Raw genomic sequence first — 18,391 nt, 5'->3', positions numbered from 1 at the left:
GTTTTATCTGTTTACCCCTGTAAAGGGTTTATTGCCTCTGTAAAAAATGATAATAGCACTGAGCCGCAGTAAGATAGCTCTTTAACGAAACGCTTTCGTTTGGCTTGTGCGCCTCGCTGCTTTCCCCCGGACCAAACAGTACAACCGGCAGGGCATATTCCCGCAAAAAGATGGATGCATCGCTGAAAAACCCGGTTCCCGTAAGCTGCGGCTTTGCACCGCACACCGCCTGCACTGTTTGAGAAAGCTCCCGCACCAGTGCGTCGTTTGGCGAAATTTCCGCCGCCATGCGGTTGGTAAGAACGCGGTATTCTATCTTTGCACCTGAATACTGCTGCTCAAACTGAGCGATGAGCGCATCGAGCCGTAACAGCAGCTCGCTATGTAAAATGGCGGGTACCGTACGAATATCCAATGCCATATCACACCGGTCTGGTACCATATTCACCTTAACCCCGCCTTGTATTTTGGTGAGTGTACAGGTGGGCGCCGAAAGATACGGGTGTTTTGCCGTGCCGATGCAGTTCTTCAGCTCTTCGAAGAGCTTATAGGCCAGCTCCACAGCGTTGATGCCCTCCCACGGGTATGCACCATGCGAGGTTTTTCCATGGATGGAAAACTCCAGCCACAGAGTGCCCTTGGACGCCACCGAAATCTGATTGCCTGTGGGCTCTCCTATTATAATACGTCCCACATGATTTAGCAAGCCGCTCTCCACTGCCGCCTGCGCGCCGAGCCCCAGCGTTTCTTCATCGCCGGTCCCAGCAAAAATGATGTCATTTTCCGGTACAAAGCCCTCAAGAGCAAGCCTGCGAAACGCACACAACGCCGCACACAGCCCGCTCTTCATATCACTTGCACCCCGTCCGTACAAGGTGTCTCCCCGAATTGTTGCAAGGTGCGGCGGGGTATCCCATACATCTGTATTTCCAAAGGGGACGGTATCCAAATGTCCGTTCAGCAGCAGCGCTTTTCCGTTGCTGCGCCCTTTTAGTGTTGCAATTATATTTGCTCTGCGCGGTGCAAAGTTTTGCAGCTCCACAGCGCACCCTGTCGCTTTTAAATAAGAGGCGATAAACTCTGCCAGCAACCTCTCCTCTCCTTCTGGATTAACCGTCACGATACCGATGGTATCGCTCAGCAGCTTTACTGCTTCATCCTTTTGAGCCTGTGTTATAGGTTGTAACATTATTTATCGCCCCTGCATTTGTATTTATTTTGTGAGGTAATCGAGAAGCCCTTTCCAAAGCTCGTTGTAATACTGCCAGTTTACAAATTCCGGTGGGCCCCAGTGGGGCGCACAGTCGGAGGTGAACACGGCAGATTTACCTTTGCCGAATTCGCCCACCGCAATAAGCGGGTCGCCATCTATGGTTACCAGAACCTCTCCCTGTGGGATCGCCTTGGTTTTGTTGTAGCCGAGAAAATGGGGCCATTCTTTGGGAAGGCCGTTGATTGCCTCGTGTTCTTTTACCGCAATAGGCACCACCCCTTCGGGGTGTTCGGCTCTGTCATCGGTATCAAGGCACTGCACCGGTAGAACATCCTGCACCGGAGTCTGACCGTATCTGGTTTTCGCATCCACACCGGTAAACGACATGTAGCCGCCTACCATCATAAACGCGCCGCCCTGCTCTACATAATCTTTAATCAGTTGGCAGCGGTTAGGCGTTCTTATGCTTTTTGCAAAGGTTTGGGGCGAAAGCAGCAGCGTGTTGGAGCCGATATCGGACAGGATGACACAGGAGTATTCTTTTAATCCCTCCATTGTAAACGGAAATTTTTCGGGCGCCAGATGGTTTGGAATATAATCCACCTGATAGCCTGCTTTTTCAATAGCAGTGCGGATATACTCCACACCCTCCTCATACACCGATGTATAGAAGCTGTCAAAGCCCTTTACATGGGTGGTATAGCTCATCCAGCTTTCACCGGCAATCAAAACTTTTTTCATGACTGTTTCCTCCTTGTTATTCTTGGCACCAATCTAAAATCAGTTGTGCATAAACTAAAATTGCATCGAGGTATTGCTGCAGCTCAATGTATTCGTTTACGGCATGGCATTGCGCCTGTCTGCCGGGGCCGTATTGCAGGGTGGGGCACTGCGCAATGTTCTTCCACACGCGTGAATCGCACCCCGCAGGGGAGCCCACAACTTTAACCTGAGCACCCATAGCTATTTGATAAGCGCGGCGGAACGATTCAATGAAGCTGTGCTCCAGCTCCATTTCAAATGAACCGCCTGCCTGATAAATTGAGATGTTTGGCTTGTGGTCTTTGAGCCACTCGTCGCCCTCGCAACAGCGGTAGATAGCACCCGTGTACTCCTCCACCACCTGCTCGTGGCTCATCTGCCCCGGAAGGTAGTGCACGCAGGTTTTAAAGCAGCAGTAATCGGCCACAGTAGAGCCCGCTGTTCCTCCCTCAATTACACCAACATTGGAGGTAGGCGCTGGCAGCAGTGCATGCTTATAGGTCATCAGCCACTTATGCTCCAACTCGTCAATCGCCGCCATCAGCTTTACCGCTTTTTCAATTGCACTCACGCCCAGCCACTTGGAGCCGGAATGCACCGCCTTGCCACCTATCTCTATCTTAAAGAAGATAAATCCCATATGCGCGGCGATGAGTTCTTGATCGGTAGGCTCGCACACCACCACGGCATCGGCGCTCTGCCCATTCATGGCGGCGGCAATGGAACCGTTACCGCCGCCCTCTTCATCCACCACCGACGTGATGACAACTTTGCCGGGCAGAGGAATGCCCGCGTCCTTGAGCAGCTCCACCGCCATAGCGGAGGCCATCAGCCCGCCCTTCATATCGCATACACCCAACCCGTACATTTTGTCGTCCTTTACCGTGGGAGTATGGCGCGGGGTACTCCAAAGCTTCTCATCGCCTGCAGGCATAGTATCGATATGCCCGTTAAAAAGTATGGACTTGCTGCCCTCGCCTTCAAAGGTGGCGTAGACATTGTAGCGCCCATCGTAGTTGTGCCCGGGGTTACCCTCTTGGTGCTGTGCAATGCTTTGCTCAATCACAGCCTCGGTCATTTGGTCTTTTACCACAGAGGATGCGCCCATCTGCCGGAACAACTCGACCATATAGTCCTGCCCCTCTTTTTCCAGCCCGCCGTCAATGCCATGCCCTAGATCATGGGTATCGATGGCTACCAGCTCGGAAAGGCGCGTTATGTATTTATCCTTGTTCTTCTCCAGTGTCTGTCTTAGCTTTTCTATCATTCTGCATCCCCCTTATGAGCTTGGTTTGGGGCTTTTCGCAAACCCTAGTTGTAAAGCCGAATACACTCTTCGACGATGTTCCAGAACTTCTCCTGATCCAGCTTGATGCAAACCTTGGAGTTGGGTTCACGGTGTTGAGTATTAAAGTAGTCACACAAAGTGCGCCCGTAGCATTTTTCACTTCTGATTTCTATCTCTGTGTACATATCCTTGGTTTCAATACAGGTAGGGTCGATGAGATAAGCAATGCAGGTAGGGTCATGCAAAGGCCCGCCCGCCCAGCCGAACACCTTTTTTTGTGTTGCACCAAAGAAACGCATCAGGTCGGCAAACAAGTGTGCCGCCTTGGTACCAATCTTCTCCATACGGTCAACGATTTCGGGATAACAAAGAGCTTGTCTGGTGAGGTCAAGCCCCATCATCACAATCGGCCTGCCTGATGTGAACACCACATACGCAGCCTCCGCATCCGCCAAGATATTAAACTCCGCCGCGGGGGTCATGTTGCCGAGCTGGTACGCACCGCCCATCAGTACAATCTCCTGAATTTTCTCTACAATTCTGGGCTCGCGGCGCATTGCCATTGCAATGTTGGTGAGGGGGCCGGTGGGAACAAGTGTGATATCTCCATCAGACGCGAGCAGGGTTTCAATCATGAAATCGACGCCATGTCTCGGGTCAAGCTGCTTGGTAAGCGGCTCAAACACGGGGCCATCAAGGCCGGTTTCACCGTGAATATCATCTGCAATCACCTGTTTCTGGCGCACCATGGGGAACCCGCAGCCCGCACACACCGGCACATCGATGCCGAGGTGCTGGCAGACATTCAGCGCATTGCGCGAGGTTTTCTCCAAGGTCTGGTTGCCTGCAACAACGGTAATACCCAGCAGCTCAAGTTTTGGGTGCTTTGCCGCCATTAAAATGGCAACCGCATCATCATGCCCGGGGTCACAGTCCAAAATAATTTTTCTTCTATCCATTTTTCTACTCCTTTTATCTTAATTATTATTTTGTGATTAAAGAGCTCTTAGCCTTGGCTTCTTTTACATATTTACGCCACAACGATACCGCCAGTACCGCAATGGTAATGATGTAAGGCATCATCAGCACAAACTGAGATGGCCATCCATACGCCTGCAGCCTTCCGCCAAGCGAATCGGTAAAGCCGAACAGCAGGCAGCCGATCCATGCCATGATCGGATTTGCGCCGCCAAAGAACATAGCTGCAACACCCATAAAGCCTCTTCCGTTGGTCATGTTCTCGGTAAACATCTGCGAATAGCCAATAGAAAGGTGTGCGCCCGCCATACCGCCGAGCAAGCCTGAAATCAGCATTACCTGATATTTCATCTTGTTTACATGAATACCCGCTGTCTCTGCCGCCATGGGGAAACGGCCTACCGAGCGCAAGCGCAGGCCCCAAACTGTGCGGTAAAGCAGAAAGCTCATTACAAACACCATAACAATGCCAAAAATCTCCATCATTGACCAATTATTAAATAGGCCGTTGAGATATTTGTTGTTGTCAAACAGAGCGATGTGCAACTTGGGGATTGCAATGATTTTGGGGTCGGTAAAGCTGCCGGTGGTACCCAGAAACTGCTTGATACCAAATTTTGTAATCGCCAGCGCAAGCATGTTAATTGCTGTACCGATTGCACAGATATCCGCTTTGTATTTGATGTGCGCCACTGCCATAATCATTGCCATAACCGCACCTGCCGCCATAGAAACCAGCAGTGCCAGCAACCAGCTGCCCGTAAAGAAGCTGATACAGACCGCTGCAAATGCACCTGTAAGCATAATGCCCTCGGTACCGATGTTGATAATATCTGCCTGCTGTGTAATAACCGCTGCGAGCGCTGCAAACAAAATGGGAGTAGCGGCTCGAATGGTTGCGTAGATTAATGTAAAATCAAAAATTGAACTTAATTCCATTTCATAGCCCTCCTCTTTAATTTTGTTTACTGGGCTGTGCCGATTTTTCTTCTTTTTTTGCCTTGTGTCGCTTATGAAAAGCAAACAGTGCCTCCATGGTAGCAAAGATGATAAAGATTGCGATAATGGTATCTACGATCGACTTCGGCACGCCGGTATAACGCTCCATGCCCAGTGCACCGGATTTGAGCACGGCGAGGAAGAATGCCATCAGCGGAACCATTTTAATATCATTTTTAACGATTAGTGCTGCAAGCATGCCGTCCATGGCAATACCGGAGGAGAAGTTATCTAGGAAGTAACCATACACGCCGAGGATTTCGATTGCGCCCGCGATACCGCCCACCGCGCCCGAAAGGAGCATTGCGCGGATCATGGTTTTCTTAGGGTCGATGCCGACATACTGCGCATGCAGTGGGTTAAGCCCCGCACTTGTAAATTTGTAACCCATTGTGGAACGGGACATCAGCCAGAAAATCACAACCACCACCGCAATGGCTATAAACAAACCTGTGTGCGCCTGGCTGGGTTTCATAAACTGGGTAAGCTTTACGCCGTCCGCCACAGCGGGGGTTTGGGGAACGCCTGTTTTTGCACTAAATGGCCCATTTACCAGGTAGGAAGTGATGTATTTCGCCACATAGTTCATTAAAATGGTGACGCATACCTCGTTGACACCAAGCCTTGCCTTGAGAGAGCCGGGAATGTATGCCCATGCCGCACCCACCAGCATAGCTGCCGCAAAGCACAGAATGAGATGGATGGGAGCCGGAAGCCCCTTAAAGGTGAACCCCACCCAAGCAGCCGCCATTGCGCCGAGATACAGCTCGCCCTCAACACCCACGTTGAATACGCCTACGCGGGAGGATATGACAAATGCCATTGCGGTGAGCAGCAGCGGAACAAACTTTTGCAGGGTTGTGCCGAGGTTCAGTTTACCGACAAAAGCACCTTTAAAGAGCTGAAAATATGCCTCCAGCGGGTTAAAGCCCAGAATCAGCATAATTACAGCGCCAATCAGCATGGAAACAACGATGGTAAGCAGAAGGTTAATATATTTGTTGTTTGTCTTCATGATAAAACCTCGCCTCCCACCACTGCTGTATTATCTGTGCTCTCGGGGTAGCCGCCCATCATCAGCATGCCAATATTATCTTCGTTCGCTTCCTCAGCACTCATCATACCGGTTACCTTTCCTTCATACATCACGATAATGCGGTCGGAAAGCGACAATATCTCCTCAAGATCCGCTGATACCAGTAGAATTCCTTTTCCGTTTGCTTTTACTTCATTTAAGATTTTACGTATCGACTCGATTGCGCCGATGTCTACACCGCGGGACGGCTGCGATGCAATCAGCAGCTTTCCGTCTGCATCAACCTCACGTGCAACCACTATTTTTTGTGCGTTTCCGCCGGATAGCGCCTGTGTTAGTGCCAAGGGGTTGCGCGGGCGGACATCGAACTTTTCAATCAGCTTCTCAGAAAAGTTGAGAATCTCCTTGCGGCTCTGCACAATCCCCTTTGCAAAGGGCTTCCGGTCAACCTTGACCGCAACCATATTGTCCATAATCGACATTCCGCGGTTGAGCCCGCGTAGGTTTCTATCCTCGGGGATATGGGTAAGCCCGGCTTCGCGAATTTTTCCAGGAGATTTGTTGGTAATGTCGCCGCCATCAAGTGTTACCGAGCCTTTCTCCACCTTGCGCAGCCCCGCAATCGCTTCGATCAGCTCGCTTTGACCGTTACCGTCAATACCCGCAATGCCGACGATCTCGCCTGCTTTTACGTCCAGAGAAACACCTCTGATTTTAGAAAGCTCCTTTTCTCCCGATGTCCACAGATTATCCACCTGCAAAACGGTTTTGCCTACCTCGGTTTTTTTCTTGGCTACGTTCAGGAATACCTCACGGCCCACCATCATTTTTGCAAGCTCGGCGGTGCCGGTATTCTCCTTGTTTACGGTATCCACATACTTGCCCTGCCGCATTACCGTGATGCGATCGGAAATCTCCATAACCTCGCCCAGCTTGTGTGAAATAAAAACAACGGATTTGCCGTCCTCTTTAAGGCTGTTCAGAATTTCAAAAAACTTTTTGCATTCCTGTGGGGTGAGCACCGCTGTGGGTTCATCAAGAATGACAATTTCTGCACCGCGGTACAGGGTTTTTATAATCTCAACTCTCTGGGCTTCACCCACGGAGATTTGGTTAATTCGTTTGTTAGGCTGGATATCCATTTTGTACGTATCTATGTACTTTTGTATCTCTTTTCTTGCTTTATCAAAGTCAATGGTGATATTCTTTTTTGGCTCAAAGCCCAAAATAATGTTTTCGAGCACCGTTAACTCGTTGACCAGCATGAATTCCTGGTGGACCATGCCGATTCCGTGTTCAATTGCAATTTTCGGTGTAAGCCCAGTCATCTCGGTACCCTTTATTTTGATGATACCGCTGTCGTGACCGTAAATGCCGTACAGCATTTTCATCATGGTCGATTTTCCGGCACCGTTTTCACCAATCAGTGAGTGTATCTCGCCTTTTTTTAAATTGAACTGTCCGTTGCTGACTGCTTTTACCAGTGCAAAGCTTTTTTCAATATCGGTCATTTCTACAATATATTCGTTCACCGACTCCACCCCTTCCACCTGCTTCTGGGTTATCGTATTGCTGTGGTTATTTTTTTGAAGTGGCCTGTTCGAGCAACAGGCCACTTCAATGTCATTTATTGTTCGTTCTTGAAGGGCTAATTTCTGCCAAAGCCCTCATACGCATTTACTTTAATTTCGCCGGATTTTACTTTTGCCTCTAGCTCAACGATTTTATCCAGAATATCCTGCGGGAATTTGTCGCCGAGTGCGGTTTTCATGGTGGACATATCAGTAAGGCCTACGCCGCCGTTGCTGATATCCAGATAGGTGGTTTTTCCGCCCTCAAAGGTGCCTTTTATAACCGATTCGATTGCAAGGTATGTACCCTGGTCAACACGTTTGAGCATAGATGTCAGGATAGAACCGGGGTATACGCCGTCTTGGTTTAAGTCAACACCGATTGCAAATTTGCCCTGCTCCTTTGCAGCTTCCAAAATACCGGTACCTGTGCCGGAAGCAACGTTCATAACAACATCTGCACCCTGGCTGTACTGTGCAATGGTGAGCTCTTTTCCCTTTAGTGGGTCGTTAAAGGTGCCTGCAAAGGCTTGCAGAATTTTAATGTCGGGGTCTATGTATTTTGCACCCTGCTCGTAGCCTACAAAGAAGTCATGCAAAACGGGGATATCCATGCCGCCGACCCAGCCGATGGTTTTATCTGCATTGACACCGGAGATGTCGGTTTTTGTAGTAAACATTGCAGCAGCAGCGCCAGCGAGGAAAGAACCCTCGTTTTGCGCAAAGGTAGAAGAAACAATGTTGTTACCATCAACCACGCCGTCGATCAAGGCGAATTTGGTGTTGGGGAATTCGGGGCAATGCTTTGCCATAATCTCTTGGAACTGTGTGGAAACGCCAATGACAAGGTCATAACCGTCGGCAGCCATTGCAACAAAGTTGGACTCCCACTCGGTCGGCTCTTTGGATTCCATCTCTTTGAGTTCAATTCCAAAATCTTCTACCGCTTTCAGCGCGCCCTCATGTGCAGAATCGTTAAACGACTTATCACCGAGGAATCCGGAATAGATCAGGGCAACCTTTAAGGGTTTTTCAGCCGGGGCTGCGGAACTGGAATCTGCTGGAGCTGTCGAACCGGATTCTGCGGGAGCTGCGCTCTCTGCTGGCTTGCTGCCACAACCGGCAAACATCGCCATTACCAAAGTTAATGCCAGTAAAACTGCTAATACTTTTTTCATTTTCGTTCCTCCCTAATAATATGTGTCTTTATCTGCATTGCCAAAGCGGCAAATTGCATTCTTTTTTACCCAAAAATAAAACGTTTTATTGGAAAAGTAATTAAATTTTCCCAGGTTTAGGTTTAATTCATATTTTAGCTTTTTTAAAAGATAAAACGTTTTACTTAATGTATCTACATATTATTCTATTTTTTTGACTTTGTCAATCATGCATCTAATATTTTTCAAAAAACTATTATTTTTGTTTATTTAGCTAAATTCATGCGTTGTTTCATAGAAATACTGACGAAGGTCTTTTATTTTTATTCCATGCTCTGGTATGAGCCCCATTTTCTTGATTTTATTGCTGTTTACTATTCTCTACTTTGCATGTATAATAAGTGCAGTAAGTCGAAATAGATAGAAATACAGGTGAGTAATGTGCGTACGACAATTAAAGATATTGCCGCCAAAACCAATTTGTCGGTAACAACAGTTTCTTTGGTGCTGAACAATAAGCCCTCTAAAATTTCACAAAAGACCAAGGAGCTTGTTTTAAAAACAGCAAAAGAGCTGCATTACCGCCCTAATCAGCTTGCGGTTGGGCTTATTAAAAAGCGCACAAAGACCATCGGGTTGATCGTCTCAGACATTCGCAATAACTTTTTTTCCTCTCTGGCAAAAGGCATTGAGGACGAATGCAGAAGAAACGGTTGGACGCTGATTCTTTGCAACACAAGCGATAATCATCAGCGCGACATCGAATATATCCATGTGCTTGCCAGCAAAAGCGTCGACGGCATCCTCTATTGCATGTCAGTCGACAGCACCCGTGAAAATTTTCAAAAAAGCTACGATTTGCTCGGCGCACTCAACATTCCCTTTGTTATGATTGACCGCTCCTATCCCATGCCTAACCGTGCAATTGTACGGCTGGATCATATTAGAGGTGGATATATGGCAACCCAGCACCTGCTGGAGCTAGGACACAAGCGTATTGCCTGTGTTACCGGCCCTAACTACCTTGAAGATTCCCGTGATCGGCTGGATGGGTATAAAAAAGCGCTGATGGAAGCGGGCATTGTTTTTGATGAAAGCTTGATTTTTGAAGGCGGTTACGATATGGGTAGCGGAATCAACGCAGTACATAGTTTGATAGGCAAAGATTTCTCCGCCATCTTTGCCTTTAACGATATGATGGCATACGGTGTTTATAAAGGACTGAAAGCCCATGGGCTGTGCGTACCTGCTGATATCTCAGTCATTGGCTACGACGACATCTTTCTCTCTGAGATTTTGGAGGTACCTCTCACCACCATCAAGCAGCCCATTGAGCTAATGGGCTGTGCGGCAACCAAAAAACTAATTTCCATTATTGAGCACGAGCCTCTCGGCGGAGATACTACTATTTTTGAACCAGAACTGATTGTGCGTAAAAGCACAACCGCCTACCCCCAAAATTAGAATTGCAGTTTTCGTGGTTCTCCTCAACATATCGTTTTGTTTTCAATCCCATCATCAACTAATTTCTAAGCTGTATCGGTTCCTACATTTCAGCCGATTAATTTATTGACAACTGTTGTATAATAAAATTAAGATGTTCCGGTTAACCACATGTATATTTAAAATGCTTCTACTGAGCAAAGTTTTATCAACATGAAACAAGAAGGAGTAATAAAAATTGCTTGATACCATTAAGCAGCAGTCCTGTGAGGCTGTTACACAACTGATTGATATAGCAAAATTGACGAAAAATGATATTCTAGTGATTGGCTGTTCCACAAGTGAAGTAGCAGGGCATGATATCGGTTCCTCTTCCAGCATGGATATCGCAAATGCAATTTTTGATGGCATTTACCCCATTTTAAAAGAAAGCGGAATGTTTTTAGCTGCCCAATGCTGCGAGCATTTAAATCGTTCCATTATTATTGAAAAACAAGCGGCTCACATTTATGGGTTAGAGCGGGTAAATGTTATTCCACAGCCAAAAGCAGGCGGAAGCTTTGCGACTGCTGCATATAACAATTTTGATGAACCTATTGCGGTAGAAGAAATAAAAGCAAATGCGGGCATTGATATTGGCGGCACATTGATTGGAATGCACTTGAAGAAGATAGCGGTACCCATTCGGCTAACTATAACCAAAATTGGCGAGGCAAACATACTATGCGCTCGCACCAGACCAAAATTTGTTGGCGGTGTTCGTGCCATTTACGATGATCATCTAATGTAACCTCGATAAATAGAATTGGTGCTACGCGGCATTAAAAAAGACAAACCTGTAAAATCAGGTTTGTCTTTTTTAGGTGAAGTTGGAAATGCAACCTCTCATTCACGGTCAATCATCATCCTCAATTTTTGCGTTTGTAAATGAATCGGCGATCTGCGGCATCAGCTCGCTGGATGCAATTGCCTGCGGGCAGAGCTTTTCGCACTTTTGGCAGCGTTTGCACGCGTCTGCTTTTACGGAAATTTCGTTATAACTCTCCAACGCTTTTCGTATACCGGCAGACACCGTAAGATTGTATGCCTCATAGATTTTCGGGATGTCCAGCCCGAATGGGCAAGGCATGCAGTAAGCACACTTGGTGCAGGGCACCAGCGCCATAGTGTCAAATACCGTCTTTGCATGTGCGAGCATAGCGAGTTCACCTTCGCTGAGCATGCCCACTGACGAACGGCCCGCGTAGGTTAGGTTATCCTCAGTTTGTTGCATGGTACCCATACCACTGAGTACAAGCGAAACCTCGGGGCGGTTCCATAAATAGTCAAGCGCCCATTCCACCGGTGTTTTTTCGCAAGAAAGCGCTTTTGCCACCTGCTCGGGCGGAACCGCCAGCCTGCCGCCCAAGAGCGGCTCCATGATAATAACGCCCAGCCCCTTTGCTGCAGCATACTCCAGCCCTCGAAGCCCCGCCTGATAATCGGTACCGACATAGTTGAGCTGAATTTGGCAGAAATCCCACCGATCAAAGCCATCTACCATCGTAACAAATGCGTCGTAATTGTCATGAAACGAGAACCCAATGAAGCGAATCTTTCCATCTCGTTTTGCTTTTTCCATCTTCTCAAGCAGATGAAATTTCAGCACCTTTTCCTTCCAGGTTCGCAGGCTGAGCGCGTGCAGCAGGTAAAAATCGATGTGGTCGGTTTGCAGGCGTGCAAGCTGCTCGTCGAGCACACGGTCAAAATCTTCCTCACTCTCAAAGCTGTAAACCGGCGACTTCGTTGCAAGCTGTACACGCTCGCGGTAGCCGCCCAACAGTGCTTCGCCTACTGCTGCTTCACTGTTTCCATCGTGGTAAAAATAAGCGGTATCGATATAGTTTACCCCGCTGTCAATGGCATGGCGAATGATACGAGTGGCCTCGGCCTGGTCGATATTCGCGCTGAGTGCAACGCCATCGGCAGTAGGCAGGCGCATACAACCAAACCCGAGCGCAGAAACCTCTACCCCTGTATTGCCACATTTTCTGTACTGCATGTTGTCACCTCATTTTTATTTTAGAATCAATGCTTTAAATGTCTCATAAGCCTGTTCGGGCAAGGTAATGCTCAAAGCACGCCGTTCCATGGGGCACATATCGTCACCCGTACGGTTGATGATGTGAGGCACCAGCTTCCCATATTCATATGCCACACCGTGCTCGGCAAGAACCGCAGCGGCAGGCTCGCTGAGCACGCCCGCAAAAAGCTCCTTCACCCCACCGTACACGAGCAGCAGCGCAGCAGCTCTGCCAATGACCTTATCCGCGACATATGCACCTTTAAAAAAGGTCTCATCCTGTGCAAGCCACTGTACAATGGGCTTAATGCCGCGCTCGTGCGATAAAGACACAACATCATTTTTTACTGCAACACAGCTTGCATCTTGTTCTTGCAGCGTTGCTTTTGCAGTTTCAAGCTTACTCATAGAATTTACCTGCCTTTCTCAGTGCCAACACTACGGGCGGCACTAAAACAAGTTGAATCGCAATGCCCGGCAACCCCGTTACCACAGCGGCAGCCACGCTGCTTACCGCGGGAACATCCAGCCGAAACAGGTACGCCGCTGCCAGCAGTGCCAGTGCATATACCACCCTGCCCGCAACCTGTGAGCTAATCATGGCGAAATAAACATTCCACTTTCTGCGGGTAAACAGGCCGGCAAAAAAGCCGTAGGCAATCAGCTCGCAGAACATAAACGGCAGCTTTGCCATAGGCGGCATGCCGGTAAGCAATGAACTGAGCACCGGCGACAGCGCCCCCACCAGCGCGCCCGACGCAGGTCCACACAACAAGCCCGCAATAAGCACGGGAATGTGCATAGGCAGAAAGATGCTGCCCACAGGCCCACCCCCAATAAGATGAAACACCTGCGGCAGAAGTATACCGGCTGCAACAAGCAGCCCGCTGTAGGTTAGACGTTTGGTTCGTAACGCGGTAGCAGAGTTCATGCGAAATCCCCTTTCAGCAGGTAAAATATACAATACATTGTAACACAAAAAATTGCGATTAAAAAGCCTTACTTGTGGTGTACAAAAAAGCAGCTTGCCATAACGCGCAAGCTGCCGGACGAAATTATTGTCAATGCGGACTATCAGCGCATTGAACAGGTGTTTACCAACCTGTTTAAAAATGCGGTGAAGTACGCCGATGACGGCGTAAGCATCCGGGTTTCGACCGAGCGGTGCAACGGACGCTGCCTTGTACGCATACTCACTGCAGACAAGTGGATTCCGCCTGCTGATTTAGAGAAACTCTTTATCAGTTTTTACCGCACCGACGAGGCGCGTGGGCTGGAGGCTCAAAGCTACGGGCTCGCCATTATGCGCAGTATTATAGAGCTGCACGGGCAGGAATTCGGTGTGCGCAACACACCGGACGGTGTAGAATTTTGGTTTCATCTTGAAACTGCAGCGATTGATGTTGAAGATGAGACGGATGAAATATAGGGTTTTACCGCCGATGTAATGCTGCTTAAATAAACACAGATAAATCCGCCCTGCTAAGAACTTCTTGACAGGGCGGGTCTTTCTATCCAATACAATTATTCGTTATATTCTTCCAAGAAGACTCCGTTTGAGCGCAGCGCCGCCCGCAGCGGCTCTGTTTCCAGCCGATTGGCAGGAGTTCCGCCGAGCGCGCTTTGGGCAGCGGCCGTGCCAGCTGCCTCGGCAACAGCCATTACAATGGGGGTAACTCGCACCGCCGCACAGGCCTCATGGGTGGCACTAATGCAGCGCCCCGCCACAATCAGGTTCTCAACCTCACTTGTTACAAGGCAGCGGTAAGGTACCGAATACCAACTGCCAGGGCGGAGATAACGGTGGCACATACTTTCGCCGTCCGGCGAGTGAATATCGATGGGGTAACCTCCCATTGCGATGGCATCAGAAAACATGCGGTTGCCCAGCAGGTCTTCCGCGGTGAGCTTGTAAATGCCATCAATCTTGCGGCTCTCGCGAATGCCGATGTGCGGGCCAGTGGATAGGATATGGCAGTTTTCAAAGCCCGGAATATACTTTTTCATAAATGCTACGATTTGATGCGCCTGCCGGCGCCCCTCCACCGTAGCGTCGGTCAAATCGAAAGCGTCTATTGCAGACTTTTTGGTGATGCGCGACATGTTCAGGATGAATTCGCCCTTGTTATTGGTTTCGAAGCAGAGCACCATGTCACGGTCAATATCAAATTCCCCCCGGCCTTTAGCCAGCCTTATCTGAGAATACGCGCCCTGCATTCCGGTACGGGGAATGCTTTGCAGGCAATCAAAGGGTATCGTAGGCAGCATATCCTGCTGGTGCTGTACCACATAATCCATCATTTTTTCTCGGTCTACTCCTGCCACCTTGATGTTCATCGTCATGGGCTGGGCAAGGTGATCGGTCTCCCGCCCGTAAACGGTGGGTACCCCTGCATGGGCAGCTAAATCTGCATCAGCGGTACAATCGAGAAACACCTGCGCCTCCACATCAAAAAAACCGTTTTTGGCATAAAGCTGTACCGACTGAATGCGCCCGTTTTTTACGGTGCAACCGGTATAGGTGGTATGGTACAGCAATGTAACCCCTGCCTCAAGGGCCATTGTTTCCAGCACCAGCTTCATGCCCTCGGCATCAAAAGGGGTTACACTGCTGGCGTAGCCTACAAAATCGTCCATATGCCCGAGGGAAAAATCCAGCGCCTTCAAGCGCTCCACAATCTCATCCGCAATGCCCCTCACCACTTGGGTTTTACCCGCATGAAAGGTCATTTGCGGACCGGTGCCACAGGCTGTGAGCGCCCCACCCAAATAGCCGCCTTGTTCCACCAGTAGGGTTTTAGCACCTCCGCGGGCAGCGGCGATAGCGGCGACAGCACCGGCTGGCCCGCCCCCCATGATTGCTACGTCGTATGAAAGCATTTGTTTCATTGCTTTTCCTCCCGCTTATTTTTTAGTTCATAATAAGTACGCGCAAAAGCGTGGGCCCCAATTTCTGAAAGGGCACGCACACCGGTTCTGCCAATTTTCAGTGGCCCCAGCACTAACATGGGCACCTTATAGTCTCTGCTGGTCAGCCCCAGAGTGTTCCATTCGAGAAAATGAAAGTACTCATGACTTAAAATTATATTTTCCGCCGCTTGCAAAGTCAGCTCGTTTTGATCGGCCCACAATGCGATAGACCCTAAGTAAAGGTTTATTTTGTTCTGCCCCGAAAGGTAATCGCTGAAATATCTTCGATCACCCACCACATAATCTTTTTCCAGCTTGGTACAGGTAAGCCCGCTTTGTTCTGCAATGGCAAAAAAATCTTCCTCACCGCCATAGCGTGCAAATACGTCCTCTGCCGCTGCCGCACCTTTATTCCAGGCTTGCTCCACGATGTGTGTGCGGTGCTCCGGCGGTATTTTCGCATAACAGGGGTCATAGCTGAGCTCTTGCTCCGCCAACTCACGTCCGGGAAAAGGCAATGTGTACTTCGGCATAACGGCTTCCTCCTTACGCGGTTTATGCGTCTATCCGTTTGGTGGCTGCCACAATCAGTTTTTCCTTTTTGCCGCAGCCCGACAGCTCTACGTTACCCAAACTATAAATCTGGGTATCACTTTGCAAGCCCGAAAGGTCAATGATCCGCTTACCCAGCACCACATAGAGGTTTGGCATGTTGGCGCCTCCGTCGTTGTATTCGGTAAGCTCCTCAAGCAGGTGTGCCACCTGCTTTTCCCAATTCTCTACCGTTGCACCGAGCACCCACGCATTGTTCTTCTGCAGGCGGATCACCCCCTCCTCGTCAATGAGGCGCAGTGGACGGGTGATTTTTTTGCTCAACCCAAACAGTTTTTTTACTACCTTGTCGTATTGAATGGCGTGCATACTTCCGTTTTCCGCCACAATTTCCAAACTCTTAGTGCCGGTCTCCATATTTTCCGCTGCTATTTTAAGCAGCGCGTCCTTCTCCAACTTTTTGGCCATGAGGTTTTTGCTGCGCAGTTCCGTAGCACCCACGGCGACAGCCCGCACCAAATTGCGCTGGGTATCTACCTCCACACTCACCTCCACCGTTCCGGGCGCAGCTCCGCTTTGAATGGCCTTAAGTTCTGCTTCGCGCCGTACGCTGATGATGTCTTGCTCGGTGGGGTTGGTTACGGTGCGCTCGACCATGTCACGTACCATAGCAAGGGCGACACCAATTGTGGAGATGACCGGCGCATTTTGCGCAATACGGTGCTTATGCCCTGTGGTCTCTGCCAAGTGAGGCACCACTGCGGCGGCACCGCCTCCCCCGCCCACAAACACCGTGGTACGGTGATCCATCTGATAATCCTTCATCAGTTGGACGGCAATTTTTCCGTTCTTTTCAGCAGCAAAGCCCAGCACCTTTTTCGCTGCCTCCTCCACGGTGCAGCCCATGCTTTCGGCAAGGGGACGCCACGCCCTGCGCGCAGCCTCAATGTTACCAAAGGCGTAATCCCCCGGTTTTACATAGCCTGCAAGATTTGCGGCACCCGCCATAGTAAGAGATACCCTAACCCCTCCGTCGCACTCAATGCATGCATAGTCCGGGTCGGTAGGGGTGGGGCGAATGGCGGTAAGTCTTGGGTTTTGAATTGCATCGGGGTCGGAATACACCTCGTACTCAAGCCCGGCGATGTGAGCCGAACGCGGGCCGGTATCTACAGCACTGCCGTTCTTTATCTGCACCATGCTGCCGCCGCCAATTCCCACGGTGCGTACATCCAAACTGTTGAGATAGGTTTTGTGCCCGCCCACCTCGGCGTACTGAATCATCACCTTGCCGTCTTTAACGCAGGAAATATCGGTGGAGGTTCCCCCCACCTCAAAAAAGATGCCGTCGGTAAGCTTTTCATACATCAAGGCACCCGCCACACCGGCAGCCGGCCCGGAAAGAATGGTGAGGATAGGGCGTCCTCGTACCTCGTCCACCGTCATAACACCGCCGTCACAGCGCATCACCATCAGTGGGCTGGTGATGCCCGCATCCCGAATGCTTTTTTCGGTCATGTTGGCGGCCTCCAGCATTTTTGGCATGATGCTTGCGTTTACCACAGCGGTACGGGTACGTATTTTAAGCCCGTAAAGCTTTGAAATATCATTGGTGGCGGTACCGGGAATACCGTCTTCCGTGCAGATTTGCACCGTCATATTTTCGTTGGCGGGGTCGTCCACGCTGAAAGCCTCTGCCGCTACAATGCTGGTACAGTCCTTAGCCAGCAGCTGCTCTACAGCACCCTTCACCGTAGCAAGCAAGTCGTCCGAGCCGGTGTCTGCATATTCATTTTGGGTGGACAAAAACTTACCTGCTGCAAGCTCGATGCTGCCCATGTTGGTATCGCTCCTGCTTTTGGCGCCCTCCAGCCCACGCCCCAGGGTGACAATGCCCACCTTGGCTACGTCTCCCTCCAACAGCGCATTGGTTGCCTGAGTCGTTCCGTGGGCGATAAACATTACCTCTGCGGGTTTTATACCGCACTGTTCCATAACCTCATGCAAAACCCGCACAATGCCTGCGGCTACGCCCTCAGGCGCGGTATGTGTGGTGGGTGTTTTTACAGTGCCGATCAGCTCATAGGTATCACTGTTGATGGCGACGGCGTCGGTAAAAGTTCCGCCAACGTCAATGCCAATACGAACTTTCATGGTTTTCCTCCTTAATATGCCGTTTTCCGGCTTCCACTTCTGATTCCGAACAACCCTTTAAAAACGATTATTCCGAATCGCAAGTGGAAAGGGACGCCATGGCATAGCGCCCCTTTCCATGGTATGGGATGAGCTTGTTTGTACTTTTTTAGAAATACAGCACACCGGCAAGCACCACGCCAAATATAGCGATGGCCCACAGGTAAGGCAGCAGCTTTTTGGTGATGCCGTTTACATCTACCTCGGTAAAGTTTGCAGTCCATACG

17 protein-coding genes are annotated in these 18,391 nt (G+C 49.6%); 3 read left to right on the top strand and 14 right to left on the bottom strand.

Annotation, left to right across the window (positions count from 1 at the left end; genetic code table 11):
- Positions 1-28: 28 nt before the first annotated feature.
- The 8 genes from RTV33_RS04790 to RTV33_RS04755 form a co-directional block, all read right to left on the bottom strand.
- Complete coding sequence (locus RTV33_RS04790; RefSeq protein ID WP_312642109.1) at positions 29-1,189, bottom strand: M20 family metallopeptidase; 1,161 nt, start codon at positions 1,187-1,189, stop codon at positions 29-31.
- Positions 1,190-1,213: 24 nt separating this feature from the next.
- Complete coding sequence (locus RTV33_RS04785) at positions 1,214-1,954, bottom strand: glutamine amidotransferase (RefSeq protein WP_312642107.1); 741 nt, start codon at positions 1,952-1,954, stop codon at positions 1,214-1,216.
- Positions 1,955-1,970: 16 nt separating this feature from the next.
- Positions 1,971-3,242, bottom strand: coding sequence for an ArgE/DapE family deacylase (locus RTV33_RS04780; RefSeq protein ID WP_312642105.1), 1,272 nt, complete (start codon positions 3,240-3,242; stop codon positions 1,971-1,973).
- 44 nt (positions 3,243-3,286) lie between these two features.
- Positions 3,287-4,222: a ribosylpyrimidine nucleosidase gene (gene rihB, locus RTV33_RS04775; protein ID WP_312642103.1), complete on the bottom strand. Its 936-nt coding sequence runs from the start codon at positions 4,220-4,222 to the stop codon at positions 3,287-3,289.
- A 25-nt stretch (positions 4,223-4,247) separates the two neighbouring features.
- On the bottom strand, positions 4,248-5,180 hold the full coding sequence (locus RTV33_RS04770) for an ABC transporter permease (protein WP_312642101.1): 933 nt from the start codon (positions 5,178-5,180) through the stop codon (positions 4,248-4,250).
- Positions 5,181-5,196: 16 nt separating this feature from the next.
- Positions 5,197-6,255: an ABC transporter permease gene (locus tag RTV33_RS04765; RefSeq protein ID WP_312642098.1), complete on the bottom strand. Its 1,059-nt coding sequence runs from the start codon at positions 6,253-6,255 to the stop codon at positions 5,197-5,199.
- Complete coding sequence (locus tag RTV33_RS04760; RefSeq protein WP_312642216.1) at positions 6,252-7,787, bottom strand: ABC transporter ATP-binding protein; 1,536 nt, start codon at positions 7,785-7,787, stop codon at positions 6,252-6,254. The genes RTV33_RS04765 and RTV33_RS04760 overlap by 4 nt, the downstream gene beginning before the upstream one ends.
- Positions 7,788-7,924: 137 nt before the next feature.
- Positions 7,925-9,025, bottom strand: coding sequence for a BMP family ABC transporter substrate-binding protein (locus RTV33_RS04755; RefSeq protein ID WP_312642096.1), 1,101 nt, complete (start codon positions 9,023-9,025; stop codon positions 7,925-7,927).
- A 420-nt stretch (positions 9,026-9,445) separates the two neighbouring features.
- Here RTV33_RS04755 and RTV33_RS04750 point away from each other — a divergent pair, with 420 nt between their 5' ends.
- Complete coding sequence (locus RTV33_RS04750) at positions 9,446-10,468, top strand: LacI family DNA-binding transcriptional regulator (protein ID WP_312642094.1); 1,023 nt, start codon at positions 9,446-9,448, stop codon at positions 10,466-10,468.
- A 217-nt stretch (positions 10,469-10,685) separates the two neighbouring features.
- Positions 10,686-11,237 (top strand): TIGR01440 family protein, encoded by a 552-nt coding sequence (locus RTV33_RS04745; protein ID WP_312642092.1) that lies wholly within the window; start codon positions 10,686-10,688, stop codon positions 11,235-11,237.
- Between the two features lie 105 nt (positions 11,238-11,342).
- Here RTV33_RS04745 and RTV33_RS04740 read toward each other — a convergent pair whose 3' ends face one another.
- From RTV33_RS04740 to RTV33_RS04730, 3 genes are read right to left on the bottom strand one after another with little or no spacing between them, the layout of a single operon-like run.
- Positions 11,343-12,488 carry an aldo/keto reductase gene (locus RTV33_RS04740; protein ID WP_312642090.1) on the bottom strand — a complete coding sequence of 382 codons (1,146 nt, stop codon included), beginning with the start codon at positions 12,486-12,488 and terminating at the stop codon, positions 11,343-11,345.
- Between the two features lie 15 nt (positions 12,489-12,503).
- Positions 12,504-12,917, bottom strand: coding sequence for a DUF1893 domain-containing protein (locus tag RTV33_RS04735; protein ID WP_312642088.1), 414 nt, complete (start codon positions 12,915-12,917; stop codon positions 12,504-12,506).
- Positions 12,910-13,440 carry an ECF transporter S component gene (locus RTV33_RS04730; protein WP_312642086.1) on the bottom strand — a complete coding sequence of 177 codons (531 nt, stop codon included), beginning with the start codon at positions 13,438-13,440 and terminating at the stop codon, positions 12,910-12,912. Before RTV33_RS04730 ends, RTV33_RS04735 begins: the two co-directional genes overlap by 8 nt.
- A gap of 72 nt (positions 13,441-13,512) precedes the next feature.
- Between RTV33_RS04730 and RTV33_RS04725 the strand changes: the two genes are divergently transcribed.
- On the top strand, positions 13,513-13,938 hold the full coding sequence (locus RTV33_RS04725; RefSeq protein WP_312642084.1) for an ATP-binding protein: 426 nt from the start codon (positions 13,513-13,515) through the stop codon (positions 13,936-13,938).
- Between the two features lie 95 nt (positions 13,939-14,033).
- Here the strand turns inward: RTV33_RS04725 and RTV33_RS04720 are convergent, their stop codons facing one another.
- Genes RTV33_RS04720 through RTV33_RS04710 form a run of 3 tightly spaced genes read right to left on the bottom strand, consistent with a single transcriptional unit; the run spans position 14,034 to position 18,125 of the window.
- Complete coding sequence (locus RTV33_RS04720; protein ID WP_312642082.1) at positions 14,034-15,398, bottom strand: FAD-dependent oxidoreductase; 1,365 nt, start codon at positions 15,396-15,398, stop codon at positions 14,034-14,036.
- Positions 15,395-15,952 (bottom strand): hypothetical protein, encoded by a 558-nt coding sequence (locus RTV33_RS04715; RefSeq protein WP_312642080.1) that lies wholly within the window; start codon positions 15,950-15,952, stop codon positions 15,395-15,397. The genes RTV33_RS04720 and RTV33_RS04715 overlap by 4 nt, the downstream gene beginning before the upstream one ends.
- A gap of 22 nt (positions 15,953-15,974) precedes the next feature.
- Complete coding sequence (locus RTV33_RS04710; RefSeq protein WP_312642078.1) at positions 15,975-18,125, bottom strand: hydantoinase/oxoprolinase family protein; 2,151 nt, start codon at positions 18,123-18,125, stop codon at positions 15,975-15,977.
- Positions 18,126-18,391 lie beyond the last annotated feature (266 nt).

The organism is Hydrogenoanaerobacterium sp. (assembly GCF_032017025.1).
Lineage (GTDB): Bacteria > Bacillota > Clostridia > Oscillospirales > Ruminococcaceae > Hydrogenoanaerobacterium.
Note: the sequence above shows the minus strand (reverse complement) of the source record. Positions and strands in the feature narration are given on the sequence as shown.